Source organism: Saccharopolyspora rhizosphaerae (assembly GCF_003931915.1).
In the GTDB taxonomy this organism is placed as follows: domain Bacteria; phylum Actinomycetota; class Actinomycetes; order Mycobacteriales; family Pseudonocardiaceae; genus Saccharopolyspora; species Saccharopolyspora rhizosphaerae.
This window is the reverse complement of sequence record NZ_RSAA01000008.1, coordinates 59,589-84,179: the sequence shown is the minus strand read 5'-3', so window position 1 is coordinate 84,179 and position 24,591 is coordinate 59,589. Positions and strand designations below refer to the sequence as shown.

The window sequence follows — 24,591 nt, the reverse complement described above, 5'->3', positions numbered from 1 at the left end:
CCTCAGCGGACGGGCGTGATGGGGAGGGACTTCCTCGGCTGGAAGGTGAAGGTCGACCCGGTGCTGATCCGCGTCACGGCGACCTCGTCGAACTCCTCGGCGGGCTCGGCACCGGCCACCACACGCGCGGTCCAGGCGTCCGAGGTGCCGTCGACGACGACGTCGAGCCGCGGGTCGACCGCACGGACCGCGGCTTGCAGCGGAGCGGTCGAACCGGGACCGCACAACGAGATCCAGGCCCCGTCCTCGTGCGCCGGGCCGGGCCGCACGGTGAGCGCATCACGCTCCCGGGACGCGAGGACGTAGTTCGCCGGGTTCAGCAGCGGGTGCAGCTCCAGCACCCGCAGCGCGCCTTCCACCCCGCCGGGCAGCTCGAGCGCGCGGTGGATGCGTTCGGCCGCCACGCCGGCGATGCCGACCAGCTGCTTGGTGCAGATCTCCCGCGGATCAGCGGTCCGCCGCGAGACCGCTCGCACGAAACCGAGGTTGAGCAGGTGCATCTGCAGGCAGACCTCGTCGGCCATCCGCACCAGGGCCGACCGGCTGAAGTCCGCGAAGTCCAGGTCGCTGAGCAGCGGCCCGGAGTAGTCGCCACGCCCGCCCTCGGACGGGTCGATCTCGGCGAGAGGCAGGCTGGCCGCGCGCGACTCCTGCAGCGCCACGCAGTCCTCGCTTGGTGAGACCGGGGGGTGGGCGTCGTCGATGACCACCGTCCACGCGCAGTGCGGGTGCCGGTCGGCCGGCGTCCGCGGCGGGCGGTGCACCGGCCGCACCTGCGCCTTCGGGTTGGTGGCCACCGCGGTGGCGTCGAAGGTCGGGTCCTCGATGTCGTGGCACATCGCCCGCACGTAGCGCTCGCCCATCGGCTCGACGTCCATCAGCGCACCGCAGTGGTCCAGGTGGAACTCGCCGCGCCACCGGTCGTGCACGGTGTAGCGGAAGTCCATGAACTGCGGCGGAGCGCCGATGTCGAGCTGCAGGCCCTTGAAGATCGTCACCACGTCGTCGCCGGTGTAGCCCAGCGCGCGCTGCATCCGGCGGGTGTAGATCGGGCTGGCCGCCATCCACTCCTCGATGGCGATCCGGGTCATCTCCTCGCGCCCGAACGACGAGATGCACCACGCCATCGCGGACCGGTCGATGAGCTGGCCCGCCAGCAGCAGTTCCGGCAACAGCGCGGCCAACCGGGACCGGGGCAGTGTTGCGTACCGATTCGACATGCGTGCACCTCGCGACAGTGCGGGGACGTCCGACTCTGCAACGACGGGTGGCCGGTCCCGGTGCTGCTGGACCGATCAGGCGATCACTTGCCCTGGAAGTTCGGCTTGCGCTTCTCCGCGAAGGCCCGCGGGCCTTCCTTGGCGTCGTCGCTCATGAAGACCCCGATGCCGTGCTGGGCTTCGATGGCGAACGCCTCTTCCTCCGGGATCGCCTCGGTCTCCCGGATGGTGCGCAGGATCGCCTGCACGGCCAGCGGCCCGTTGGCGGCGATCATCTCGCCGAGCTCCAGCGCCTTGTCCAGCGCGGTCCCGTCCGGCACGACGTGGCCGACGAGCCCGAGCTCCTTGGCTTCGGGTGCCTTGATGTGACGTCCGGTCAGCAGCAGGTCGGCGGCCACGGTGTAGGGGATCTGGCGCGTCAGCCGCACCGCCGAGCCGCCCAGCGGGAACAGGCCCCAGCGCGGTTCGGAGACGCCGAAGCGGGCGCTCTCCCCGGCGACGCGGATGTCGGTGGCCTGCAGGATCTCGGTGCCGCCCGCGATGGCGGGTCCCTCCACGGCGGCGATCAGCGGTTTGGTCAGCCGACGGCCCTTGAGCAGGCCCTCGATCTTGGCGGGGTTGAACGACCCCTGCGAGTGCTGGTCGCCGGGGTGGTTGTTGCTCATGCTCTTCAGGTCCGCGCCGGCGCAGAACGCCCCGCCCGCCCCGGTGAGCACGCAGGCCCGGATGTCCGGGTCGTTGTCGACCCGGTCCCAGGCCTCGACCATGATCTTGATCATCTCGCCGGACAGCGCGTTCTTGGCCTCCGGGCGGTTCATCGTCACCACCAGCACGCCACCCCGCTGTTCCACGAGGCAATGCGGCTGCTCGGTCTCCGTCGAGGTCATCCCGCCTCCACACTCGGGGCGGCCGCGGGACCGCCCGTGATCGACATCCGTAGGTCAGTTCGAGGCAGCCCGGTCCTCCGCCCGGTCCGCGATGTCCAGGACGGCCACGTACCCGAAGGTCATCGCCGGTCCGATCGTCGCGCCCGCGCCGGCGTAGGTCGACCCCATCACCGCCGCGCTCGCGTTCCCCGCCGCGTACAGGCCGGGGATGGTCGTGCCGTCCTCGCGCAGCACCCGGGCCCGGGCGTCGGTGCGCAGCCCGCCCTTCGTGCCCAGGTCCCCGGGCACGATCTGCACCGCGTGGAAGGGCGCGACCTCGAGCGGTGCCAGGCTCGGGTTCGGCAACCGGGGATCGCCGTAGTAGCGGTCGTAGGCGCTGTCGCCGCGGTGGAAGTCCTCGTCGACACCGTTCTCCGCGAAACCGTTGAAGCGCTGCACGGTCGCGCGCAGCTGGTCGGCCGGGACCTCGATCTTGGCGGCGAGTTCTTCGAGCGTGCTCGCGCTGTGCACGATCCCGGCCTTGTACCAGCGGCCGGGGAAGCGCTGCCGCGGCGGCAGGCCCGCGAAGGTGTAGTTGTTGCGGTACCGCTGATCGGCGACCAGCCACGACGGGATGTGCGAGACGCCGGTCTCGTGCCCGCGGTACATCGCGTGCACCGCGTCGACGTACGGGGTCGCCTCGTTGACGTACCGCTCACCGGCGGCGTTGACGATGATCGAACCGGGGAGGTTGCGCTCCGACAGGCAGAAGTACGGGCCGCGGGGCAGCGGGATCGAGGGCCCCCACCACGCGTCGTCCATCAGGTCCACGTCGGCGCCCGCGCGCTGACCGGCTTCGATGCCGTCGCCGGTGTTGGACTCGGCGCCCACGGTCCAGTCGGTGCCGATCGGTTCGCGCTGGAACTGCTTGCGCATCCGCTCGTTCTTCTCGAAACCGCCGGCCGCCATGATGACGCCGTGCCGCGCGCGGACGAGCACCTCCTCGTCGCCGCGCTGCACGAGGACACCGGTGACCGCGCCGTCCTCGACGTGCAGCTCGGTCAGCGGGGTGTTGAGCCACACCGGCACGTCGGCGCGCAGCAGCCCCGCCCGCAGACCCGCGGCCAGCGCTTGGCCCAGTGCCAGCAGCGGGCGCTTGGTCGCCAGCGAGATCACCCGGCGCAACCCGACCTTGGCGGAGGTGAACACGCCGCGCGGGTGGCGGGCGATGAGGTTCATCCACTTGTACTCGGCCGCGGTCACCGTGATCCCGGCCGGCGCGGGCAGGTACGGCGGTTGCAGGTTGGCCAGTTCGTCCCCGAGCAGCTTGCCGTTGAACGGCTTCGGTTCCAGCGAACGACCCCTCGGAAGTCCACCGGGTGTTTCCGGGTAGTAGTCGGAGTAGCCGGGGATCCACTTCAGCTTCATCGGGGTGCGGCGCAGCACCAGCGAGACCATCTCGGGTCCGTAGGACAGCAGCGTTGCTCGGCGGTCTTCGGCGATCTCGTCGCCGATCAGGTTCTGCAGGTACGCCGCGGCCTTGTCCGGGCTGTCGCCGGACTTCGCGCGCCGCAACACCTCGTTGTACGGGGCCCAGACGGCACCGCCGGAGCGTGCGGTGGAACCGCCGAAGTAGCGGTCCTTCTCCACGACCACCGCCGACAGCCCCCGGTCCGCCGCGGCGATCGCGGCGGTCATGCCGGCGGCGCCGGAGCCGACCACGACGACATCGAAGGTCGCTTCTGCCATGGGCACCTCCAGGTGGGCCTCGCGGTACTGGAACAGGTTATAGTTCTAGTCCGCTCAGCGCTACGGTTCTACCGTGAATGCAACGTCACAGCGGTTGGCGGCGTGCAGGAACATGTTGCACAAATCCGGTCAGTCGTAGTCGACCTTGACCTTCGGGGTCTTCGGCAGGGACTGGCAGGCCAGGCGGTACCCGTCGTCGAGGTCCTCCTGCTCCAGGACCTGGTTGTTGACCATCGTCACCTCGCCCTCGGTCACCCGGCACTCGCACGCCGCGCAGATGCCCTCCGAGCACGAGGACGGAGCCTGGATCCCGTTCTCCTTCAACAGGTCCAGCAACCGCTTGTCGGCGGGCCAGGTGAAGGTGTGCGATTCCCCGTCGATCGTCACCTCGACCACCGCATCCTCCGGTGCGTCGGACTCGGTGTCCTCGGGCCCGTTCTGCTCGGTCGAGGCGTCGGCGGGGGTGGCGGTGTCGAACGGGTTGCCCGCCAGCGACGCGAAGCGCTCCAGGTGGATCGCGGACTTCGCGAACCCGGCTTCGCGCAGCGCTCGTCGCGTCGCGTCCATGAACGGCTTCGGTCCGCAGAGGAACGCCTCCCGGTCCGGGAACGCACCGGCCAGGGACTGGAGTGCCTCCGGAGTGGGGAGGCCTTGCACCGATTCCAGCCAGTGCAGCACCACCAGTCGCCCGGGGTGCGCGGCGGTCAGCTCGGTGAGCTCGCGCGCGAAGATGACCGACTTCTCGTCCCGGTTGGCGTACACCAGCACGACCTTCCCGGAGCCGGTGGCCAGCGCCGTCTTCAGGATCGACATGATCGGCGTGATGCCGCTGCCCGCCGCGAACAGCAGCAGGTCCTCCTCCAGTGACTTCGGGGTGAACACCCCGGCCGGTTCCAGCACGTCGATCTCGGTCCCGGCGGTGACGTTGTCGCAGATCCAGTTCGAGGCGTACCCGTCGGCGGTGCGCTTGACCGTGACCGCGAGCCGTCCGTCGGTGACCGGCGAGCTCGACAGCGAGTAGGCCCGGGCGACCGATCCGCAGCGGTCGCTGGGGATCCGCAGCGTCAGGAACTGGCCCGGCCGGTAGGGCAGCCGGGTGGTGTCGACGTCGAAGACCACTGAGCGGGCGTCGGCCGTCTCCTCGACGACTTCGGCCACCCGCAGCCGGTGGAACTCAGGCATCGCAACTCTCCTCGCTGGTCAGTAGGTCACCAGGATCGCGCGGGCCTCGGCCGTGACCTCGCCGTCGGCGACGACCTCACCGGTGGCGAAGACCTTGCGGCCCTCCTCGCCGGTGAAGCGCGCGTTGATGGTCAGCGGCACCCCGTGCGGGGTGCCGCGCCGGTAGTCCACGGTCAGCGACACCGTCATCGCCGGGTGCCCGGCCACGGCCACCGCCCGGCCCACCGCGTGGTCGAGCAGCGAGGCCACCCAACCGCCGTGCACGCGCCCGGGCGGACCCTCGTAGGCGGCGCTGAGCAGCGCGGTCGAGGTCGTCGTCCCGGAGCCGTCGACCTCCAGCCCCACCATCGGCGGCGCGAGCGGGTTGCCGGGGCCTTCCACCGGGTTGTGCACGCTCACCTGGTTGCCGTCCAGGTAGGACAGCAGCATCGGGTCTTCCCGGGTGCGACCGCGCAGCAGCTCCGTGGCGGCGGCGACGTGCTCGGCGGCCTGTCGCAGGTCTTCGTCCCCGACGTCGGTGAGCACGCCGGCTTCGACGAGTTCGCGGACCCGTCCGGCCAGCAACGTCGTCCCGCCTGGGATCTCCGGGATGACCGGGACCGGTCCGGCCGCCGGCAGCGGTGTCGAGCCTGATGTCGTGTCGGTCATCCGGTGGTCCCCTCGTGCGCCGAATATCTAGAACATGTTCTACGGCTTGATTATGCTGTGTCAACGGGACGTCGCCGCGGCAGGGGCAACCGGTTCTATTGCGAGCGGACCTTGTGGGCGCCCAGATGTGGACCGTAGTCTTGACACGTGTCTAGAAACCGGATGTGTTGCCGATGAGCGTCTGGACCGACAAGTCGTCGAACCTGCTGGTCGACGGCGCACCCGTCCCCGGTTCGGGGGGACGGTTCGACATCGCCGATCCCGCCACCGAAGAGGTCCTGGGCACCGCGGCCAACGCCACCGCCGCGGACGTGGACCGTGCGATCGGCGCGGCACGGCGGGCCTTCGACGAGACCGACTGGTCCCGCGACGTGGAGCTGCGCGTGCACTGCCTGAAGCAGCTGAGCGAGGCGCTGCAGGCCCGCGCCGAGGAGTTGCGGGAGCTGACCATCGCCGAGGTCGGAGCACCGCGGTTCCTCACCCACGGCGCGCAGCTGGACGCACCGATCGCCGACCTCGCCTACTTCGCCGACCTGGCCGCCGACTACGAGTGGACCCGCGACCTCGGCGTCGCCGAGCCGATGGGGGTGCGCAGCAGGCGCTGGACGAGGCGCGAACCCGTCGGCGTGGTCGGGGCGATCACGCCGTGGAACTTCCCGCACCAGATCAACCTCGCCAAGCTCGGCCCGGCCCTGGCCGCGGGCAACACCGTGGTGCTCAAACCCGCGCCGGACACCCCGTGGTGCGCCGCGGCGGTGGGGGAGGTGCTGCTCGAGGAGACCGACATCCCGCCGGGCGTGGTCAACATCGTCACCTCCGACGACCACTCCGTCGGCGCTCAGCTGTCGGCCGACGACCGCGTCGACCTGGTGTCGTTCACCGGGTCGACCGACACCGGACGGGCCGTGATGGCGGCCGCAGCACCTGGCATCAAGCGGACGTTCCTGGAACTGGGCGGGAAGTCGGCGTTCGTCGTGCTCGACGACGCCGACCTGGGCGCGGCCTGCGGTCTGGCGGCCTTCACCGTCTGCACCCACGCCGGGCAGGGTTGCGCGCTGACGACCCGCCTGCTGGTGCCCCGCTCGCGCTACGACGACGCCGTGGAGGCCACGGCCGAGGCGATGCGCGGCATCGGCGTCGGCGACCCGAACGATCCCGGAACCGTGTGCGGACCGCTGATCTCCGCACGTCAGCGGGGCCGGGTGGAGGGCTACCTGTCGTTGGCCCGCGAGGAGGGCGGCGAGTTCGTCACCGGCGGCGGCCGGGCCGAGCGGGACCGCGGGTTCTTCGTCGAACCCACGCTCATCGCCGGACTGGACAACGACGCGCGGGTGGCGCGGGAGGAGGTCTTCGGCCCGGTGCTGGTGATCATCCCGCACGACGGCGACGACGACGCGGTGCGCATCGCCAACGACTCGCCCTACGGGCTCTCGGGCGCGGTGCACGGGCAGGACCTCGACCGCGCGCGAGCCGTGGCTTCGCGCATCCGCACCGGCACGATCAGCGTCAACGGCGGCGTCTGGTACGGAGCCGACGCCCCCTTCGGCGGCTACAAGCAGTCCGGCAACGGCCGCGAGATGGGCATCGCCGGTTTCGAGGAGTACCTCGAAACCAAACTGATCGCCGAGCCAGGTTAGGAGGAACCACCCACCAAGCAGCCCGCAACGACGGCGCGGACAGCAATCTCAAGGACGAGTGCGGCAAAACCGCTGGCACGGGTGTGTTCCAACCTGCACGGCCGAAGCGTTCGAGGGCGGCCAGCGGCGCAGCCGCTCCTTCAGGTGTGGGACTCATCCGACACCGCCGCAGGTTCTGAGCGGCGTCGTGGCGAGTACGCCGCGACGCCGTGTACCGGACACACATCAGGAGTGGCGCACGGAGTCACGGAGCCGCTGCGCTCCCCCGTTCGGGGTCTCTGCCGCCCGCTCCGCCCAGCAAAGCGATCGGTCAACAACGTGAGGAGGCCTAGTGGGGCGTTTCGAAGGTCGAGTCGCCATCGTCACCGGCGCCGCGCAAGGAATCGGCGAGTCCTACGCGCGTGCCCTGGCCGACGAAGGCGCGCACGTCGTGGTCGCCGACCTCAACACCACCGCGGGCGAGGAGGTCGCCGAGGGGATCAACGCCGAGGGCGGCAGCGCCGCGTTCGTCGAGGTCGACGTCTCCTCACCGGAGTCGACCTCGGCCATGGCGGAGTTCGCGGTCGAGCGCTTCGGCGGGATCGACCACTTGGTCAACAACGCCGCCATCTACGGCGGCATGAAGCTCGACCTGTTGTGCACTGTGGACTGGGACTACTACAAGAAGTTCCTGAGCGTGAACATGGACGGGGCGCTGCTGTGCACCCGCGCTTGCTTGCCGCACATGCAGGCGCGCGGTGGCGGTTCCGTCGTGAACCAGTCCTCCACCGCAGCCTGGGTGTACTCCGGCTTCTACGGGCTGGCCAAGGTCGCGGTCAACGGCCTCACCCAGCAGCTCGCGCACGAGATCGGCGGCATGGGTGTGCGCATCAACGCCATCGCGCCTGGTCCGATCGACACCGAGGCCACCCGCGAGACGACGCCGCCCTCCATGGTCGAGGCGATCGTCAAGGGCATGGCGTTGAAGCGCATGGGCCAGCCCGAAGACTTGGTGGGCATGTGCCTGTTCCTGCTGTCGGACGAGGCCGCGTGGGTCACCGGGCAGATCTTCAACGTCGATGGCGGGCAGGTGATCCGCTCGTGAGCGCGGTCGGCTTCCTCGGCCTCGGGCAGATCGGTGCCCCCATGGCGCGCAAGCTCCTGGGCCGGCCGGGCGGCCTCGTCGTGCACGACGTGCGGCCCGGGGCGGTCGACGAGTTCGTCGAGCGTGGTGCCACCTCGGCGACGACCCCCGCCGAGGTGGCGCGGCAGGCCCAGGTCGTGTCGGTGATGGTCCGCGACGACGCCCAGGTCGAGGAGGTGGTCTGCGGCCCGGACGGGCTGCTCGCCGGAGCCGCGGAGGGGACGGTCCTGGCGATCCACTCCACGATCGACGAGAGCACCGCTCCCCGGCTGGCCGAACTGGCCGCACTGCGCGGGGTCGCGGTGGTCGACGCCCCGGTCAGCGGGGGAGCGGTCGGGGCCGAGCAGGGCGACCTGGCCGTCATGGTCGGTGGCACCGAGGAGGCCTTCGACCGCTGCCGGGAGGTGTTCGAGCCCTGGGCCGGGCTCGTCCTGCACGCCGGGGGCGTCGGTGCCGGCACCCGCTGCAAGCTGGCGCGCAACCTGCTGCACTTCGTCGCGTTCACCGCTGCGGCCGAGGCCCAGCGGCTCGCCGAAGCAGCCGGGCTCGACCTGAGGGAGCTCGGTCAGGTCGTGCGGCACACCGACGCGATCACCGGCGGACCCGGCGCGATCATGCTGCGCGGGGACACCGCCCAGTTGTCCACTTCGGACGGTTTGTACCCGATCTTCAGCAACGTCCGGGACCTGGGCGAGAAGGACCTCTCGCTCGCGCTGCGGCTCGGCGAGCGGCTCGGCGTCGAGCTGCCGCTGGGGGAGCGGGCGTTGCACGACCTGGCCGACGGTCTCGGCGTGGCCCGGGAGGAACGATGACGGACGAGCGGCGCGAACGCGGACTGGCCAAGATGGGCGAGGTCTACGGCTGGGAGGTCTCCGACGGGCCCGGGGACTTCTTCGCCGTCACCGTCGACCACCTCTTCGCCGACATCTGGTCCCGGCCCGGCTTGAGCCTGCGCGACCGGCGGTTGTTGCTGCTGGGCGCTCTGGCGGCACAAGGCCTCGACGACGTGGCCGACATCCAGGTGCGGGCGGCTCTGGGCAACGAGGAGCTCGACGCCGAGCAGCTGCGCGAGATCGGGCTGTTCCTGACCCACTACGTCGGCTGGCCGCTGGGCACGAAGTTCACCATGCGCATCGAGAAGATCCTCGGCGAGGAGGACCGATCATGAAGTACGGCATCGTGCAGTTCACCAGCGACCGCGGACTCCCACCCGCGGTCGCCGCGAAGGCCGCCGAGGGGGCCGGTTTTCACTCCTTCTGGGTGCCCGAGCACACCCACATCCCGGTCAAGCGCGAAGCTGCGCACCCCGGCACCGGGACCGAGGAGCTCCCCGACGACCGCTACCTGCGGACCCTGGACCCGTGGGTGGCGCTGTCGATGGTGGCCGCGGTGACCTCGCGGATCCGGCTCGCGACGGCGGTGGCGCTGCCGGTCGAGCACGACCCGATCACCCTGGCCAAGACCATCGCCACCCTCGACCACCTCTCGGGCGGCCGCGTGACCCTCGGGGCGGGGTACGGGTGGAACATCGACGAGCTCACCCACCACGGCGTGCCCAAGGCCAAGCGGCGCACGGTGCTGCGGGAGTACCTGGAGGCCATGCAGCAGTTGTGGTCGCAGGAAGAGGCCGAGTACCACGGCGACCACGTCGACTTCGGCCCGAGCTGGGCCTGGCCGAAGCCGGTCCAGCAGCCACGGCCCCCGGTCCTCGTCGGGGCCGGCGGCACGGAGAAGACCTTCACCTGGATCGCGCGCTCCGCCGACGGTTGGATCACCACTCCCACCGAAGGCGAGATCGACGACAAGGTCGCCCTGCTCAAGCGGATCTGGAAGGAGGCAGGCAGGGAGGGCGATCCGCAGGTCGTCGCCCTCGCGGGCAAGCCGGACCCGGACACCCTCGCCCGCTGGGAGGACCTCGGCGTCACCGAAGCGCTCTTCGGGTTCCCCGAGAAGGGGGAGGAGTGGGTCCAGGAGTACTTCCACCGCCTCGCAGGCAAACTCGGTGTGGGTTGATATCACCGCTCCGCGGCCGTGCGGGGTAGCAGAAACACCTGGAAAAGGGAGACCACTGCGGCTCGGCAACTCCGTGCGCCACTCCTGGTGGATGTCCGGTACACGGCTTCGCGGCGTACTCGCCACGAAGCTGCTCGGACCTGCGGCGGTCCCGGCGGAGTCCCACACCAGGAACAGCGGCTGCCGGCGCGAGCCGCCTGGGTCGTGCAACGGTGCGAGCGGAGTCCCACACCGGGAACAGCGGCTGCCGGCGCGAGCCGCGCAGATCCTGCGGTGGTGGGCTGGGCCCGACGTTCGAGATTCCGCGAAGTTCGACGGCCAACCTCGGCCCTCGAACTCCGCGAGAACGTCGAACACAGCTGCGCGGCCGCGGGGGCCGGTGCAGCGGGTCCGGCGTGATGGCCTGCCCTGGTGAGGCACGGCGCTGTGTTCCGCTCACGGCGCACAGCGGCTCACGGCTCGGGCCCGCAGGAGGGCGGGCTCCGCGGATGACCACGGGGTCCTCGCGGTCGGTCCAGGGCCGGTAGTAGTAGGGGCGGCGCACATGTCGACCAGGGCGGGCAGAGCGCGGCGCGTGGCTGTTGCGGGCCGCTCAGAGCCTGAGGCGTGCGGGCTCGGTACCACCGTCGAAGTTCTCGCGAAGTTCGACGGGGAACTTCCCGCCCTCGATGTTCGCAAGAGTGGTGGACGCACCTGCCTGGGTGCGGGCCTGGTGCACCGGGTCCGGCGTGATGGTTCGCCCGTGGTGAGGCACGTGCTTCGCTGTCGGCGGGAATGGCTCACGCCTCGGGTCGTCGGGGGTGGGCTGCCGAGGAACTGCGGGTCCGTGCGGGTGGTCCACGGCTGGCAGTCGTCGGGGGCGGTGCAGATCCCGACCAGGGCTTGGCGGAGGTCGGCGCTCGGCCGTTGAGGCGGCCGCTCGGAACCTGGGGCGGTGCCGCTCGAGATCTACGTCCGAAGTTCTCGCGAAGTTCGACGGGGAACTTCGGCCGGCGAACTTCGCGCGAGATTCGAGCGCTGCTGCTTGGCGCGGGGGCCTGGGACGGGGCCTCCGCTGCGGTGAGCGGCTTCTGGTGGCCCGCTCCGCCCGGAGCCGTGTTCCGCCTGGTCGTGCCGTGGCGGAACACGGCTCGTGGGTCAGGTCGGAGTGGGTTCGCAGATGACGACCGGGATCTCGCGGTCGGTCCAGGACTGGTAGTCGTCGAAGTCCGCGTACATCGCGACCAGGCGGGGCCAGAGCTCGGCGCGCTCCTCCGGCGTGGCCGTGCGGGCCTTCATCCGGCGGACCTCGCGCTTGACCTGGACCGTGACCTCCGGGTTCGTCCGCACGTTGTGGTACCAGTCCGGGTGGCGCGGCAGACCGCCCTGGGAAGCGACCAGGACAACCCGGTCACCGTCGCGCATGTGCAGCAGCGGAGCCGTCCTGGGCTGACCGCTGCGCTTGCCGGTGGTGGTCAGCAGGCACATCGGGACGCCACGGGGGAACGCGCTGCCGATCCGCCACGTGCTGCCCACCAGTCCACCGGTGAGCCGGTAGAGCCTGGTGTTGGCGCGCGAGGCCGCCTTGATGACCGTGCGGACCTTCGGCGAATCCAACTGCGGAGGGCGTTGTTTCGGCATCCGCTCAGTCCTCCAGCGACAGGGCGGCCTTCGGGCAGGACTGCACCGCCTGCTCGATGGAGTCTCGCAGCTCCGGAGTGGGTTCGGCGATGATGTGCAGGTTGTCGTCCTCGTCGATCTCGAAGACGTCGGGTGCCACGGCCTCGCACATGCCGTTGGCCTCGCACAGGTCGAAGTCGACCACGATCCTCATCGGTACTCCCGTTCGTCGCGGGTCACCACAGTTCGACCGGTGCCGTGCCCCGGCGGTAGTGACCGGGCTGCGGCACGCCGGACGTGGCGACCTCCATGCGCTTCTTCATGCCGGGTGAGAGCACGTCCGCCTTGATCATCTCCAGGAACAGGTGCGCGGCGTTGCCGAAGTCGAAGAAGTCCCGCTGCCACGACCACCGCATGTTCCCGCCGTAGCGGAACCAGCTGCCGCCGATGCCTGCGACCTGGTACGGCGTGCCGTCCGATCGCTTCGCGTCGGCGATCTGCTTCCACAACCCGATGACCTCACCCAGCTCGTCGTCGATGAGCACCCGCTGGTACGGGTAGCTCCACCCCTGCAGCCCCTCCATCTCCACGCCCAGCGCGATGTCGCGGATCTCGTCGCGGCCCACCGTCATGAAGTCCTCGTTGGGCCCGGTGTTCCACCCGTAGGTGGCGTCCTCGGTGTAGAGCTGCGCCAACGGTTTCCAGTCTCCGAGCCGTTCGCACCGCTCGTTCTCGTCCAGCCAGAGCTGGACCATGCGCTCCAGTTCTTCCCGAGGGTATGCGGGCATGTCAAGCCTCCTCGATGCTCAACGCCTGCGTGGGGCACTCCCGCACAGCGCGTTCGACTTCACCCCGCAGGTCCGCGGGCGGTTCGCTGACCAGCACTTCGACCTTGCCCCGCTTGGGCACCGAGAACACGTCCGGCGCCTCCACTTCGCACATCGCGTGCCCCTGGCACAGGTCGAGGTCGCAGACGACGCGCATCAGGACTCCTTCCGGCGGCGGTAGGTCACCCGGCACGGCTGTGCGAGCTGGACGACCATCTTCGAGTGGTCGTTGCGGTAGGACTCCGGGGGCTGAGCGAGCTCGAAGCTGAAGTCCCGCAGCAACACCGAGAAGATCGCCTTGAGCTGCATCATCGCGAACGCCGCTCCGACGCAGCGGTGCCGGCCGGCGCCGAAGGGAATCCACGTCCAGCGGTTGACCAGGTCCTCCTGCCGCGGTTCGGCGTAGCGCTCCGGTTGGAAGGCGTCGGGGGCGGGGAAGTCCTCCGGGATCCGGTTGGAGATCGCCGGCGTCGCCGCGACGAAATCACCCCGCTCGATGCGGTGCCCCCGCACGTCGAAGTCGTCTTGCGCGACCCGCAGCAGCAGGATCAGCGGCGGGTGCAACCGCAGCGCTTCCTTGATCGCCCCCTCCAGCAGCGGGATGGCCCGCAGCGAGCGGAAACTCACCTCGGAGCCGTCGGCGTAGAGCTCGTCGAGCTCGGTGACCACCCCGCCCAGCACGTCCGGGTTGCGCAGCAGCTCGATCAGCGTCCACGCGGCCGTCCCGGAGCTGGTGTGGTGCCCGGCGAACATCATGGAGATGAACATGCCGGTGATCTCGTCGGCGCTGAACCGCAGCTCACCGGCCTCGTCGCGGACCGACATCAGCACGTCGAGCATGTCCCGTTCGTCGCGCGGTGGCTTCGGGACGGCGGCCCGGCCATCCATGATCTCCTGCACCAGCCGCACCAGCCCGGCCCGCGCCTCGTCCCGCCGCCGGAAGCTCTCGATCGGGGCGTGCGGGTCGACGTAGGCCAACGCGTCCGTCCCGCGCTCGAGGTCGTGGTAGAGCTCGGCGAAGCGGTGGTCGAGCTGATCGCGGAACCGCTTGCCGATCAGGCACGCCGAGGAGGTGTAGATGGTCAGCTCGGCGAAGAAGTCCAGCAGGTCGATCTCGCCCTCGTCACCCCAGTCGGCCACCATGCGCGCGATCTCGGCGTCGATGGTCTGGGCGTGGCCGCGCATCTGCTCGCCGCGCAGCGCCTGGTTGTGCAGCATCTCCTTGCGCCGCTCCGGCGGGGCGTCGAAGACCACGCCCTGCCCGAAGATCGGGGTCATGAACGGATAAGCGGCCGCCTGGTCCAGGTCCTCGTCGGAGGCGCGGAAGAAGAACTCGTTGGCCTCGGAGCCCGACAGCAGCACCACCCGGCGCCCGGCCAGGTCGAAGGTGCCCACGTCGCCGCACTCCTCGCGGACCCGGCGCATCAGCCCGATCGGGTCGGTGCGCAACTCGTCGAGGTGGCCGTGCTCGTCGTGGCCACCGGAAACTCGCTTCGGAGCGAGCAAGGTCATCGTTCCTCCAACGGGGCTTCGGGCTCGACCTCGATCAAGGTCAGGTGCACGCCGCGCGGTGCCGACACCACGTGGTGCACGGCGTCGGCGATGTCGGAGGCGCGCAGGAAGTACGGGTGCCGTGCCAGTCCCCACCTCACCCAGTCGTTGAGCACCGCTTCCGTGGTCTTCTCGTCCCACTTCACGCCCATCGAGGTCGCGGTCGGCCCGGGCCGCACGACGCTGGCGCGCACCCCGGTGCCCTCCAGCTCCATCCGCATCGTGCGCGCCATCGCCTCCAAGCCGGCCTTGGCGGGCACGTAGGCGCCCATCCGCGGTCGGGGTTGGGGCACCACGTCGGAGCCGATGAACACCACGTCGCCGCGCCGTCGTTCGACCATGCCGGGCACGATGCGCGAGACCAGCCGGTGCGCACCGCCGAGGTGCACGTCCAGCTGAGCGTGGAAGCGCTCGCCGTCCATCTCGTGGACCAGGTCGGCGTCGAGATCTCCCGCGCCGTAGACCAGGATCTCGACCTCACCGAACTCCTCGGCGACGGTGGAGGCGAAGGCGTCCACGGAGCCCTCGTCGGTGACGTCCAGCGGCACGGCGAGGGCGTGACCTCCGTCGGCGCGGATCTTCTCGGCCAGCTCCCGGCACTTGTCGACGCGGCGCGCACCGAGTGCCACCGGGTGCCCGGAGGCGGCGAGCGCCTGCGCGGTGGCGGCGCCGATCCCGGCCGACGCGCCGGCGACCGCGGTCGGCCTGCGTTGCGGGTGGGGCTCGAACCTGGGCATGGCTACCTGCTTTCCACGCGAACGGGCAGGGTCGCGAAACCGCGCACGTTGCTGGAGTGCACCCGCTGCGCGCGGTCGGTGTCGACGTCGTAGGCCTTGACCAGCTCGACGAACTCGGTCAGCGCGATGCGCGCTTCCAGCCGCGCCAAGTGCGCGCCGAGGCAGAAGTGCGTGCCGCCGCCGAAGCTGACGATCTGGGTGTCGGTGCTGCGGTCGAGGTCGTAGCGGTCGGCGTCGTCGAAGGCGCGCGGATCGCGGTTGGCCGCCCCGATCAGCAGCAGCACGCGGGAACCGGCCGGGACCGTGGTGCCGTGCAGCAAGAGGTCCTCGGTGGCGGTGCGGGCGACCATCTGGCTGGAGGTGTCGTAGCGCAGCGTCTCCTCGATCCAGTCGGTGACCCGGGCCGGGTCGGCGAACGGCTTGGCCTGCTCGTGCGGGTTGCGGTGCGCCCAGTACACGGCGTTGGCCAGCAGTTTCGTGGTCGTCTCGTTGCCCGCGACGACCATCAGGAACAGGAACGCGATGATCTCCTCGTCGTTGAGCCGGTCGCCGTCGACCTCGGCCTCCAGCAGCGCGGAGGTGAGGTCGTCGGTGCGCTCGCGGCGCCGTTCGGCGAGCATGTCGGCGTAGTAGCCGACCAGGTGCAGCGAGGCCTCCATCGCCGCCTGCGGCACGTCGGTGACGCCTTCCTCGCGGTGCATCACGGTGTCTGCGAGCTCGCGCAACCGCGCGCGGTCGGCTTCCGGCACGCCCATCAGCTCGGAGATGACGTCCATCGGGAACTTGCCCGCGAAGTCGGCCACGAAGTCGAACTCGCCGCTCTCCAGCGCGGGACGCAGGTGGTGGCGGGCGAGTTCGAGGATGCGGGGTTGCAGGTCGCGGACCCGGCGCGGCGTGAAGCCGCGGGAGACCAGCGAACGCAGCCGGTTGTGCCGGGGGTCGTCCATCGCGAGGAACGACATCGTCTTGTGCGCGTAGGGGCCCCAGGCCGCGGGGTCCAGCGAGACGCCGTTGGCGTTGGACAGCCGGGTGTTGTCCCGGAACAGCGCGGCGACGTCCTGGTGCCGGGACAGCGCCCAGAAGTCGAGCTCGTCGTTGCGGTAGACCGGTGCCTCGTCGCGCAACCGCGCGTAGACCGGGTACGGGTCGGCGTGCACGGCGTAGTCGTACGGGCTGAACACGACACCACTGGACATGTGTCCAGACACTAGTACGGCGCAGTGCGGGCCGGCAACCCTGCTCGCGGCTGAATCGAGAACACGTTCATCCGGTTTTCGGCCTGTGCTGCGCGGTGGGTTCCCTTTTGTCGAGAACGTGTTCTAGTCTCGTGCGTGGACGGGTTCGGCTCGGCAGGGAGGGTGGCGAATGGGACGACTCGCGGGAAAGGTCGCGCTGGTCACCGGAGGGGCGCGAGGACAGGGCGCGGCCATCGCGCGCGGCTTCGTCGCCGAAGGTGCCTCGGTGGTCATCGGGGACCTCCTCGACGCGCCGGGCAAGGAACTCGCCGACGAGCTCGGCGACTCCGCCAGCTACGTCCACCTCGACGTCTCCGACGAGCACGATTGGAGCGCCGCCGTCGACCGGGCCACCGAACGCTTCGGACGGCTCGACGTCCTGGTCAACAACGCCGGCGTGCTGATGTTCTCCGCGCTGGAGGAGACCTCGCTGGCCGACTACGAGCGCATCGTGCGGGTCAACCAGTTCGGCACCTTCCTGGGCATGCGCGCGGCGACCCCGGCGCTGACGGCGGCCGGCGGGGGGTCGATCGTCAACTTCTCCTCGGTCGAAGGCCTCGGCGGCATGCCGCAGCTCATCGCCTACACCGCGAGCAAGTTCGCGATCCGGGGCATGACCAAGGCCGCAGCCACCGAGCTCGGTCCGCGGAACATCCGCGTGAACTCCGTGCACCCGGGCATGTTCGACACCGGCATGACGCGGCAGTTCACCGGTGAGGACACCGACCTCACCCCGGTCGGCGAGATGGTCCCGCTGGGCCGCGTCGGCCAACCCGAGGACATCGTCGGGCTGGTCGTCTTCCTCGCCGGCGACGAGAGCCGTTACTGCACGGGCGCCGAGTTCGTCGCCGACGGCGGTGCCACGGCCACCCACGCCTACTACCGCCGCTGACCACCCCGTCCGACTCCACCGTCTGCAGAGCAGAGCCCCGACCAGGATCGACCGTGCCGAGGCGCAGCCCGGCATCGGAGCCAGGAGGGCAGGGCATCCCGCGCGGGACGTGCTCGGCCCGGCGACAGCGACGTCGACGTGAGGAGTGCGGCAGCATGGGTGCTGAAGTGGTGATCGAGGGGTTGAGCAAGTCCTTCGGGCCGCAGACGATCTGGCGGGACGTGGACTTCACGCTGCCACCGGGAGAGGTCTCGGCCTTGCTCGGCCCGTCGGGGACCGGCAAGTCCGTGTTCCTCAAGTCGATGATCGGTCTGCTCAAGCCCGAGACCGGGCGGTGCCTGGTCAACGGGGTGGACATCTGCTCGTGCAGCGAGCACGACCTCTACGAGATCCGCAAGCTCTTCGGGGTGCTGTTCCAGGACGGCGCGCTGTTCGGATCGATGGACCTGTTCGACAACGTCGCCTTCCCGCTGCGCGAGCACACCCGCAAGACTGAGGCCGAGATCCGCCGGATCGTGCTGGAACGCATGGAGATGGTCGGCCTGAGCGGCGCGGAGGACAAGCTTCCCGGCGAGATCTCGGGTGGCATGCGCAAGCGCGCCGGACTGGCCCGCGCGCTCGTCCTCGACCCGGAGATCATCCTCTGCGACGAGCCGGACTCCGGGCTGGACCCCGTGCGCACCGCCTACCTCTCGCAGCTGCTCATCGACATCAACGCGCAGCTGGACGCCACGATCCTCATCGTCACCCACAACATCAACGTCGCGCGCACCGTTCCGGACAACCTCGGCATGCTCTTCCGCCGCGAACTCGTCCTCTTCGGGCCCCGCGAAGTGCTGCTGACCAGCGAAGAACCCGTGGTGTCGCAGTTCCTCGGTGGGCACCGGACCGGGCCGATCGGGATGAGCGAGGAGAAGGACCAGGCCAGCATCGACCGCGAGAAGCAGTGGCTGGCCAGCGGCCGGATCGCCGCCGAGCAGCAGGTCACCGGCGTGCCGCCGCAGCTGCCGGTCAGCGAGGGACTGCCGGAACGCCGAGCGGTGCGGCGCAGGCAGGACCGGGTGCTCGGGATGCTCGACGACCTCCCGCCCGCAGCACGCGACAGCGTGCTGCGCAGCATCAACTCCCAGCCGGCGGCAACACCCGGTCGGTGATGCCCGCCAGGTGCGAGGCCAGCTGCTCCATCGGCAGGTAGCCGCTGCCCGCCAGCACCAGCGATCCGACGAACGCGGTCATGACGGCGTCCAGCGCCGACGGGTCGGCGTCACCGACGGCGTCGGCGAGCCTGCGGTAGACCTCACGACCGATCTCGTCGCGGAGCCGCTTGACCTCCTGCTGGTCGGCCAGCAGCGCCGTCGTGCACGCCTGGACCAGCGCGGACTCGGCGGCCAGCATCTGCGCGATCGTGTCCACCGCCCGGGCCACGTCCTCGCCCGGCTTGCCGGTGCGGGCGTCACCGCTGGGCGGCAACGCCTGGACGCGCTTCCAGAACACGGCCGTGACCAGGTGTTCCTTGGAGGAGAAGTAGGAGTAGGCGGTCGCCCGGGAGACCGCGGCACGTTCGGCCACCGACCGCACGGTCATCGAGCCGAAGCCGCGCTCCACCAGCTCCTCGACGGTGGCGTCCAGCAACCGGCGAACGGTGTCGGCGCGCCTGCCCTCGACGAACTGGCGGACGGGTTCGGTCATGGTTCGAGCCTAACGCTTGTCGGTCGTCTCCCTGGACGGTGCGGGGCTGGGAACCCGAGCCGCACCACCTCCGCGCACCGCTCCTGCCGCCTGTCACGAACGGCGTCGTGGTGTGCACGGCCACGACGCCGCGCGACACCCGCGCCGGGACCGACCGCCGAGGTGGGGCGTGGCGAACCGCTCACCGCTCGTCCCACGCCGCAGAAGAACCGGTGCCGTGTGCTTCCGGGTCGTGGGAGCACCGGGTCCACTCCCGTTTTCCAGCCCTGATCGCCGGGTTGCCCGGGTCGGGAGTGACCACCGCGAGACCCGAACCTCCTCGGTTCGCCGTGAGCAGCGGAGCTCCACTGAGGAGTTCCGCCGCGAGGCACGACATGTCGTTGTCGTGGAGGGCTGATCTTCCTCGCCGTGGTGGCGTGGAGGAGCGTCTGACCACGCTGCTCGCGGCCGCTGAGGGGTCGCGGAGCCTGCAGGAACCACTTCGGTTCCACCGCCGCCGACGCGCGCGCGTCGTACGCGTCCACCCGCTGGGTTTCAGCGGAGGAGGAGTCTGACCGTGAGTTCCAGGCGGCGGGAGACGTCGGTGGCGGAGGCCCGGCGGGTCACCCAGGCCACGAGGTTCGACAGCCACACGTCGCCGATCACGCGGGCGACCGCCACCTGCTCGTCGCTGGGCTCACCCTCGCTCATCACCGCGATGAACATGCCCTCCATCATCCGGTTCGCCGCGTCGACCTCGGTCGCCGCCGAGGCGTCGGCCGACATCAGCGCGCGGGTCACCGCCTCGGAGAGGTTGGGGTTGCGCTGGAAGGCGCGGGTGAGCCGGCCGAGCACGAACAGCAGCCGCTCGTAAGGTGATTCACCGCGGACCGGGGCCCGGTCCAGGCGCTCCTGGATGCGTTCGAGCTCGCGCACCAGGCTGGCCACCAGCAGGTGGACCTTGGAGGGGAAGTAGCGGTACAGCGTGCCCAGGGCGACGTCGGCGCGCTCGGCCACGGCGCGCATCTGCACCGCGTCGAACCCGCCCTTGTCGGCCAGGGCCATCGTCGCGTCGATGATCCGCTTGCGGCGGTCGCGCTGAGCCCCGGCGGTGAGCTCGTCCTCGGCCATCGCGTTGAGCGCGTTGCCGCCCTGGCCGTTCCGGTTGGCCGCAGAAGTCATCGACGTAGAGCTCCTCGCTCCTCGTTCGGGACTCGCTCCTCGTTCGGGACTCGCTCCGTGGTTCCGCGCGCCCCTCCTGGTGCACGCGCCACGGCGCGCTCGCCGCGAAGCCGCACCGGACCTGCGGTGCGAGCTGAGTCCCACACCGGGAACAGCGGCTCCGCCGCACCCCGGGACGCTGGTGTCGGTGGCACGTCATTCACCGGGATCCGGGACTTCGAGGAGCCCTTCGCTGATGGCGTGCTCGATGGTGGCGCGCAACCGCGGGCAGGTGTCGACCAGCGCTGGGTGCTCGCCCTCGGCGATGCGCGCGGAGATCTCCGGGCACTGCTCGGTGGAGGTGGTCCACTGGATGCTGGTCTGCTCCGGGCTGAGCTTCTTGACCAGCACCCGCACCCCGCACGTGGTGCAGGGCAGCGGGCGCAGGCCTCCCTCCAGGTACAGCCGCTGGTCGGCGGTGGTGCTGGGCGGGACGTCGGTGCGGGCGGCCGTCATGGCTTGCCGACCTCTTCGGCTTCGCGGCGGGCGAGGTTCTCGGCGACCTCGGCCTCCCAGGCCTGCACGGCGCGGGTGGTGTCCACCTCGAACTCGAAGCGGGCGGCCATGTCCTCGGTGACGTCCTCGACGTCCACGTAGAACTGGTCGTACCAGCGCCGGAGCTGGTAGACCGGGCCGTCCTCCTCGACCAGCAGCGGGTTGTCGATCCGCGTCTTGTTCTTCCAGATCTCCACGTCCTGCAGGAAGCCGACCCCGAAGGACTTGGCGAACTTCCCGGCGACCATGTCCGCCTGCTCGTCGTCGAGACCGGGCAGCTTCTTCACCGACACGCCCCACTGCAGCACGAAGCTCGTCGGGGAGACCGGGTAGTGGCAGTTGATGAGGTAGGCGTCGATCGGCGTGCCCTTGAACTCGGTCCACAGCCGGTTGATCATGTACGAGGGCCCGTAGTAGCTGGCCTCGGAGCGCAGCGTGGTGTCGTCACCGGCGTAGTTGCCCTGCGAGGCGCCCACGTCCGGGCGACCGCGCGAGTGCAGGTACTGGGTGGCGACGTGGCCTTCGAAGATGTTCTTGAAGTAGGTCGGGAACGCGAAGTGCACGTAGAAGAAGTGCGCCATGTCCACGACGTTGTCGATGATCTCGCGGCAGTTCGAGTTGTCGATCTGCACCCGGTCCCAGGTCCAGTTCGACCACTCGTTGGTGAAGACCTCGTCGATCCGCGGGATCGTGACCTCCGGCGGAGGCGGGTTGCCCTGCGGGTCGTGGTAGACGAACAGCTGCTTGTTCTCCTCCAGGGTCAGCCAGGAGCGGGTCCGCGCGCGGCTGGGAACCCGCTTGGCGTAGGGGATGGAGGTGCAGCGGCCGGTGCCGCCCCAGCGCCAGTCGTGGAACGGGCACGCGACCGAGTCGCCCTTGATCTCGCCCTGGGTGAGGTCGCCGCCCATGTGCCTGCAGTAGCCGTCGAGCACGTGCAGCGCGCCCTGGCTGTCGGCGAAGACCACCAGCTTGGTTCCGAAGGCGTGCACGGCGTGCGGCTTGCCGTCTCGGAACTCCTCGACGGGGCCCAGGCAGTGCCACCCCCGGGCGAACCGTTGTGGCGGGGCACCGGCATCGATCGTGCGCACCCCGTGCTCACGCTCCGTCCCGCTCATCGCGTCCCTCCATCAGTCACGAGTCGTGTTGAAACAGGTTATAGGAAATCGGTTCGGATGTGCTATCTGATAGCCTCATCCATTCGGTGCACAAAGTAGAACATGTTATAGGGTACGCGGCTCGTAGGTGTCGCCGCAGCGCGACCAGACCGGGTCCGAGGCGCGGACCCCTTCGGCCGCCAACTCCCGCTTGAGCACCTTGTGGGTCGACGTCCGGGGCAGTTCGGCCACCAGCCGGACGTGGCGGGGCCACTGCTTCGGGCCCAGATCGCCCTGTGCGCCGAGGAACCCGGCCAAGCCCGCCGGGTCGAAGTCGTCGGTGGTGGTGATCGCCGCCATCACCGCATCGCCCACCTCGGCAGGCACCGCGTAGACCGCGGCTTCGCGGATGTGCGGGTGGCGCAGCAGAACGCGCTCGATCGGTGCCGTGCCGAGGTTCTCGCCGTCGACCCGCAGCCAGTCTCCCGAGCGGCCCGCGAAGTAGCAGAACCCGTCCGCGTCGAGGTAGCCGAGGTCGCCGCTCCAGTACATGCCCTCGCGCATCCGCTGCGCGTCGGCCTCCGGTGCTCCGTAGTACCCGGCGAACCAGCCGGGGCCGGTCGTGTTCACCAGCTCGCCGATCGCCTCGTCACCGTTGAGCAGCCGACCCGCGGAGTCGAAATCGGCCGGTGGGCAGGGTTTCCCGGTGTCCGGGTCGAGGACGGCGACACCGTCGGTGACCCGTCCGAGCGCGCCCTGTGGGGTGTCCGGGGTGCGGGTGACCGCGATGCCGCCTTCCGAGGAACCGAAGCCGTCGACGACGTGGCAGCCGAAGCGCTCGGCGAAGCGCGTGATGTCGCGCTGGTTGCCCTCGTTGCCGTAGACCACGCGCAGCGGGTTGTCGGCGTCGTCGGCCTTCGGCGGGGTGGCCAGGACGTAGGACAGCGGGGTGCCGACGTAGTTGGCGTAGGTCGCGCCGAACCGGCGCACGTCCGGGAGGAAACCCGAGGCCGAGAACTTCGGTCGCAGCGCCAGCGTCGCGCCCGCCGCCAGGCCGACCGACCAGCCCGCCATCAAGGCGTTGGAGTGGAACAGCGGCATCGAGATGTAGGTGACGTCCTCGCCGCCGAGTCCGAAGCGCTCGGCCAGCATCCGGCCCGGGAAGGCGATCTTGGCGTGCGTGCAGCGCACCGCCTTCGGATCGCCGCCGGTGCCGGAGGTGAACACCAGCGCGAGCAGGTCCTCGCCGGTCGCGGGCACCGGGTCCAGTTCCGCGCCCGCGTGGCGGGCGACCTCCGCGCGCCAGGACTCCAGCGAGAACACGTGCACCCCGCTCAGGTCCAGCCCGTCGAGCAGGGGTGCGTAGGCGGCGTCGGCGAGCACGACCCGGCAGTCGGCCAACCGGATGTCGCGCTCCAGCGCGGTGCCACGCCGGGTCGGGTTGAGGCCCACCACCACCGCACCCGACAGCGCTGCACCACCGAGCAGGAACGAGAACTCCGGGACGTTGTCCAGCAGCACGCCGATGTGCGGGGGCGCATCGCCGGCAAGCAGTTCGCGCAGCAGTGCGGCGTGCTCCGCGCTGCGCCGCACGTGCTCGGCCCAGGTCCACTCGCGGTCCGCGGTGCGCAGGCCGGGACCTCCGTCATCAGCCCTGGCCAGCAGCAGTTCGGTGACCGTGGGCATGACCTCCGGCCGGTCCAGCGGGGAGCTCATCGCGCCGCCAGGGCCGCGCCGATCCGGCGCAGCTGGGTCGTGGCGCCTCCCAGGGCGAACTCGCCGCGCTTGGCCGCCACGAAGTAGCGGTGCAGCTCGTGGTCGAGGTCGATGCCCACCCCACCGTGCACGTGGACGGCGGTGTGCGCCACGCGGTGCCCGGCCTCGGAGGCCCAGAACTTCGCGGTGGCGGCCTCTTCCGCGCACGGCAGTCCTTCGGAGGCGCGCCACGCGGCCTGCCAGAGCGTCAGCTTCGCCGCCTCGACGTCGATGAACCCGTCGGCCAGCCGCTGCGCGACCGCCTGGAAGGTGCCGATCGGCCGGCCGAACTGCACGCGCTCCCCGGCGTAGGCGCTGGTGCGCTCCAGCGCGCCGGAGAGCACGCCGACCTGCACCGCGCACACGCCGATCGTCGCCCGCACGACCAACTGGTGCAGCGCCTCGGCACCGAGCACGTCGTCCCCGCTGATGCGCACGCCGGACAGCGACAACCAGCCCTCGTCGTCGCCGTCGACGACCTCCTGGCGCAGCACTTCGGCACCCGGGTCGCCGGGCGCGACGAGGAAGAGCCGCGGCCCGTCGTCGGTGGTCGCGGGAACGAGGACGAGGTCGGCGATCGGGCCCGCGGGCACGTTCACCTTGGTGCCGGTGAGCACCCAGTCCTCGCCGTCGCGCTCGGCGCGGGTGACGGGAGCGCCGGGGTCGGTGCCTCCTTCCTCGCTGAGCGCGGCGGTGAGCACGACCTCCCCTCGCGCGGCGGGTTCGACCCAGCGCCGCCGGTGCTCATCGGTGCCGAACTCGGCCAGCGTCGTCGCACCCATCGTGATCGAGGGCAGGTAGGGCACCGGAGCCACGGCGCGGCCGATCTCGATCAGCACGCTGCACTGCTCCAGCAGCCCGAAGCCGCCGTCGGGCAGCGCGGCGGCGAGCACGTCGGCCTTGGCCAGCTCGGCCCACAGGGCCCGGTCGAAGCGGTCCTGCTGCGCCTCGACCTCGCGCAGCCGCTCGTTGGTGACCTTGTCACCGAGGATGCGCCCGACCAGCCCGGCCAGGTCCTCCTGGGCCTCGGTGGGGGTGAAGTCCATGTCGCCTCCTGGGAGGTGGGTGGGGGGCAGCTG

The 24,591-nt window shown here is 70.5% G+C and carries 25 protein-coding genes; 7 read left to right on the top strand and 18 right to left on the bottom strand.

Translation table 11 applies throughout. The annotated features are described in order from the left end of the window. Positions 1–2: 2 nt before the first annotated feature. The 5 genes from EIL87_RS09600 to EIL87_RS09580 all read right to left on the bottom strand — a co-directional run bounded on the left by EIL87_RS09600 (position 3) and on the right by EIL87_RS09580 (position 5,665). The gene (locus tag EIL87_RS09600) at positions 3–1,220 is read right to left on the bottom strand and encodes a hypothetical protein (RefSeq protein WP_125089866.1); all 1,218 of its coding nucleotides are present in this window, start codon (positions 1,218–1,220) and stop codon (positions 3–5) included. Positions 1,221–1,303: 83 nt separating this feature from the next. Next, positions 1,304–2,107 (bottom strand): crotonase/enoyl-CoA hydratase family protein, encoded by an 804-nt coding sequence (locus tag EIL87_RS09595; protein WP_125089865.1) that lies wholly within the window; start codon positions 2,105–2,107, stop codon positions 1,304–1,306. A gap of 54 nt (positions 2,108–2,161) precedes the next feature. Next, on the bottom strand, positions 2,162–3,835 hold the full coding sequence (kstD, locus tag EIL87_RS09590; RefSeq protein ID WP_125089864.1) for a 3-oxosteroid 1-dehydrogenase: 1,674 nt from the start codon (positions 3,833–3,835) through the stop codon (positions 2,162–2,164). 129 nt (positions 3,836–3,964) lie between these two features. Further along, the gene (locus tag EIL87_RS09585) at positions 3,965–5,017 is read right to left on the bottom strand and encodes a ferredoxin--NADP reductase (RefSeq protein WP_125089863.1); all 1,053 of its coding nucleotides are present in this window, start codon (positions 5,015–5,017) and stop codon (positions 3,965–3,967) included. 18 nt (positions 5,018–5,035) lie between these two features. After that, on the bottom strand, positions 5,036–5,665 hold the full coding sequence (locus EIL87_RS09580) for a PaaI family thioesterase (protein ID WP_125089862.1): 630 nt from the start codon (positions 5,663–5,665) through the stop codon (positions 5,036–5,038). A 173-nt stretch (positions 5,666–5,838) separates the two neighbouring features. On the opposite strand from EIL87_RS09580, the gene EIL87_RS09575 reads away from it, so the two are divergent. The 5 genes from EIL87_RS09575 (at position 5,839) to EIL87_RS09555 (ending at position 10,438) form a co-directional block, all read left to right on the top strand. Next, on the top strand, positions 5,839–7,302 hold the full coding sequence (locus EIL87_RS09575) for an aldehyde dehydrogenase (protein ID WP_125089861.1): 1,464 nt from the start codon (positions 5,839–5,841) through the stop codon (positions 7,300–7,302). A 331-nt stretch (positions 7,303–7,633) separates the two neighbouring features. Beyond that, positions 7,634–8,386: an SDR family oxidoreductase gene (locus EIL87_RS09570; RefSeq protein WP_125089860.1), complete on the top strand. Its 753-nt coding sequence runs from the start codon at positions 7,634–7,636 to the stop codon at positions 8,384–8,386. Beyond that, the gene (locus EIL87_RS09565; protein WP_125089859.1) at positions 8,383–9,237 is read left to right on the top strand and encodes an NAD(P)-dependent oxidoreductase; all 855 of its coding nucleotides are present in this window, start codon (positions 8,383–8,385) and stop codon (positions 9,235–9,237) included. The genes EIL87_RS09570 and EIL87_RS09565 overlap by 4 nt, the downstream gene beginning before the upstream one ends. Next, positions 9,234–9,593, top strand: coding sequence for a carboxymuconolactone decarboxylase family protein (locus tag EIL87_RS09560; RefSeq protein ID WP_125089858.1), 360 nt, complete (start codon positions 9,234–9,236; stop codon positions 9,591–9,593). Before EIL87_RS09565 ends, EIL87_RS09560 begins: the two co-directional genes overlap by 4 nt. After that, the gene (locus EIL87_RS09555; RefSeq protein WP_125089857.1) at positions 9,590–10,438 is read left to right on the top strand and encodes an LLM class F420-dependent oxidoreductase; all 849 of its coding nucleotides are present in this window, start codon (positions 9,590–9,592) and stop codon (positions 10,436–10,438) included. Before EIL87_RS09560 ends, EIL87_RS09555 begins: the two co-directional genes overlap by 4 nt. Positions 10,439–11,575: 1,137 nt before the next feature. Here the strand turns inward: EIL87_RS09555 and EIL87_RS09550 are convergent. The 7 genes from EIL87_RS09550 to EIL87_RS09520 are packed head-to-tail and all read right to left on the bottom strand — an operon-like array spanning position 11,576 to position 16,348. Further along, positions 11,576–12,058, bottom strand: a complete 483-nt coding sequence (locus EIL87_RS09550) for a nitroreductase family deazaflavin-dependent oxidoreductase (protein WP_125089856.1) — start codon at positions 12,056–12,058, stop codon at positions 11,576–11,578. A gap of 4 nt (positions 12,059–12,062) precedes the next feature. After that, a complete protein-coding gene (locus EIL87_RS09545; protein ID WP_125089855.1) occupies positions 12,063–12,251 on the bottom strand; it encodes a ferredoxin in 189 nt (62 codons plus the stop codon). 22 nt (positions 12,252–12,273) lie between these two features. Next, positions 12,274–12,825: a Cif family virulence factor gene (locus EIL87_RS09540; protein ID WP_125089854.1), complete on the bottom strand. Its 552-nt coding sequence runs from the start codon at positions 12,823–12,825 to the stop codon at positions 12,274–12,276. A 1-nt stretch (position 12,826) separates the two neighbouring features. Beyond that, the gene (locus EIL87_RS09535; protein WP_125089853.1) at positions 12,827–13,021 is read right to left on the bottom strand and encodes a ferredoxin; all 195 of its coding nucleotides are present in this window, start codon (positions 13,019–13,021) and stop codon (positions 12,827–12,829) included. Next, positions 13,021–14,376, bottom strand: a complete 1,356-nt coding sequence (locus EIL87_RS09530) for a cytochrome P450 (protein ID WP_125089852.1) — start codon at positions 14,374–14,376, stop codon at positions 13,021–13,023. Before EIL87_RS09530 ends, EIL87_RS09535 begins: the two co-directional genes overlap by 1 nt. After that, positions 14,373–15,152 (bottom strand): SDR family oxidoreductase, encoded by a 780-nt coding sequence (locus EIL87_RS09525; RefSeq protein WP_125089851.1) that lies wholly within the window; start codon positions 15,150–15,152, stop codon positions 14,373–14,375. The genes EIL87_RS09530 and EIL87_RS09525 overlap by 4 nt, the downstream gene beginning before the upstream one ends. A gap of 2 nt (positions 15,153–15,154) precedes the next feature. Next, positions 15,155–16,348 carry a cytochrome P450 gene (locus EIL87_RS09520; RefSeq protein WP_125089850.1) on the bottom strand — a complete coding sequence of 398 codons (1,194 nt, stop codon included), beginning with the start codon at positions 16,346–16,348 and terminating at the stop codon, positions 15,155–15,157. Between the two features lie 169 nt (positions 16,349–16,517). On the opposite strand from EIL87_RS09520, the gene EIL87_RS09515 reads away from it, so the two are divergent. Continuing rightward, positions 16,518–17,279, top strand: coding sequence for a glucose 1-dehydrogenase (locus EIL87_RS09515; protein ID WP_125089849.1), 762 nt, complete (start codon positions 16,518–16,520; stop codon positions 17,277–17,279). A gap of 155 nt (positions 17,280–17,434) precedes the next feature. Then, a complete protein-coding gene (locus EIL87_RS09510) occupies positions 17,435–18,433 on the top strand; it encodes an ABC transporter ATP-binding protein (protein ID WP_125089848.1) in 999 nt (332 codons plus the stop codon). Here the strand turns inward: EIL87_RS09510 and EIL87_RS09505 are convergent. The 6 genes from EIL87_RS09505 to EIL87_RS09480 all read right to left on the bottom strand — a co-directional run bounded on the left by EIL87_RS09505 (position 18,399) and on the right by EIL87_RS09480 (position 24,558). Then, complete coding sequence (locus EIL87_RS09505) at positions 18,399–18,968, bottom strand: TetR/AcrR family transcriptional regulator (protein ID WP_125089847.1); 570 nt, start codon at positions 18,966–18,968, stop codon at positions 18,399–18,401. The genes EIL87_RS09510 and EIL87_RS09505 overlap by 35 nt on opposite strands. A gap of 534 nt (positions 18,969–19,502) precedes the next feature. Then, positions 19,503–20,129: a cholesterol catabolism transcriptional regulator KstR gene (gene kstR / locus EIL87_RS09500; protein ID WP_125089846.1), complete on the bottom strand. Its 627-nt coding sequence runs from the start codon at positions 20,127–20,129 to the stop codon at positions 19,503–19,505. A 195-nt stretch (positions 20,130–20,324) separates the two neighbouring features. After that, positions 20,325–20,624: a hypothetical protein gene (locus EIL87_RS09495; RefSeq protein WP_125089845.1), complete on the bottom strand. Its 300-nt coding sequence runs from the start codon at positions 20,622–20,624 to the stop codon at positions 20,325–20,327. Next, the gene (locus tag EIL87_RS09490) at positions 20,621–21,778 is read right to left on the bottom strand and encodes a Rieske 2Fe-2S domain-containing protein (protein WP_125089844.1); all 1,158 of its coding nucleotides are present in this window, start codon (positions 21,776–21,778) and stop codon (positions 20,621–20,623) included. Before EIL87_RS09490 ends, EIL87_RS09495 begins: the two co-directional genes overlap by 4 nt. Before the next feature lie 105 nt (positions 21,779–21,883). Further along, a complete protein-coding gene (locus EIL87_RS09485; protein ID WP_125089843.1) occupies positions 21,884–23,473 on the bottom strand; it encodes a long-chain-fatty-acid--CoA ligase in 1,590 nt (529 codons plus the stop codon). Then, positions 23,470–24,558, bottom strand: coding sequence for an acyl-CoA dehydrogenase family protein (locus EIL87_RS09480; RefSeq protein WP_125089842.1), 1,089 nt, complete (start codon positions 24,556–24,558; stop codon positions 23,470–23,472). The genes EIL87_RS09485 and EIL87_RS09480 overlap by 4 nt, the downstream gene beginning before the upstream one ends. Positions 24,559–24,591 lie beyond the last annotated feature (33 nt).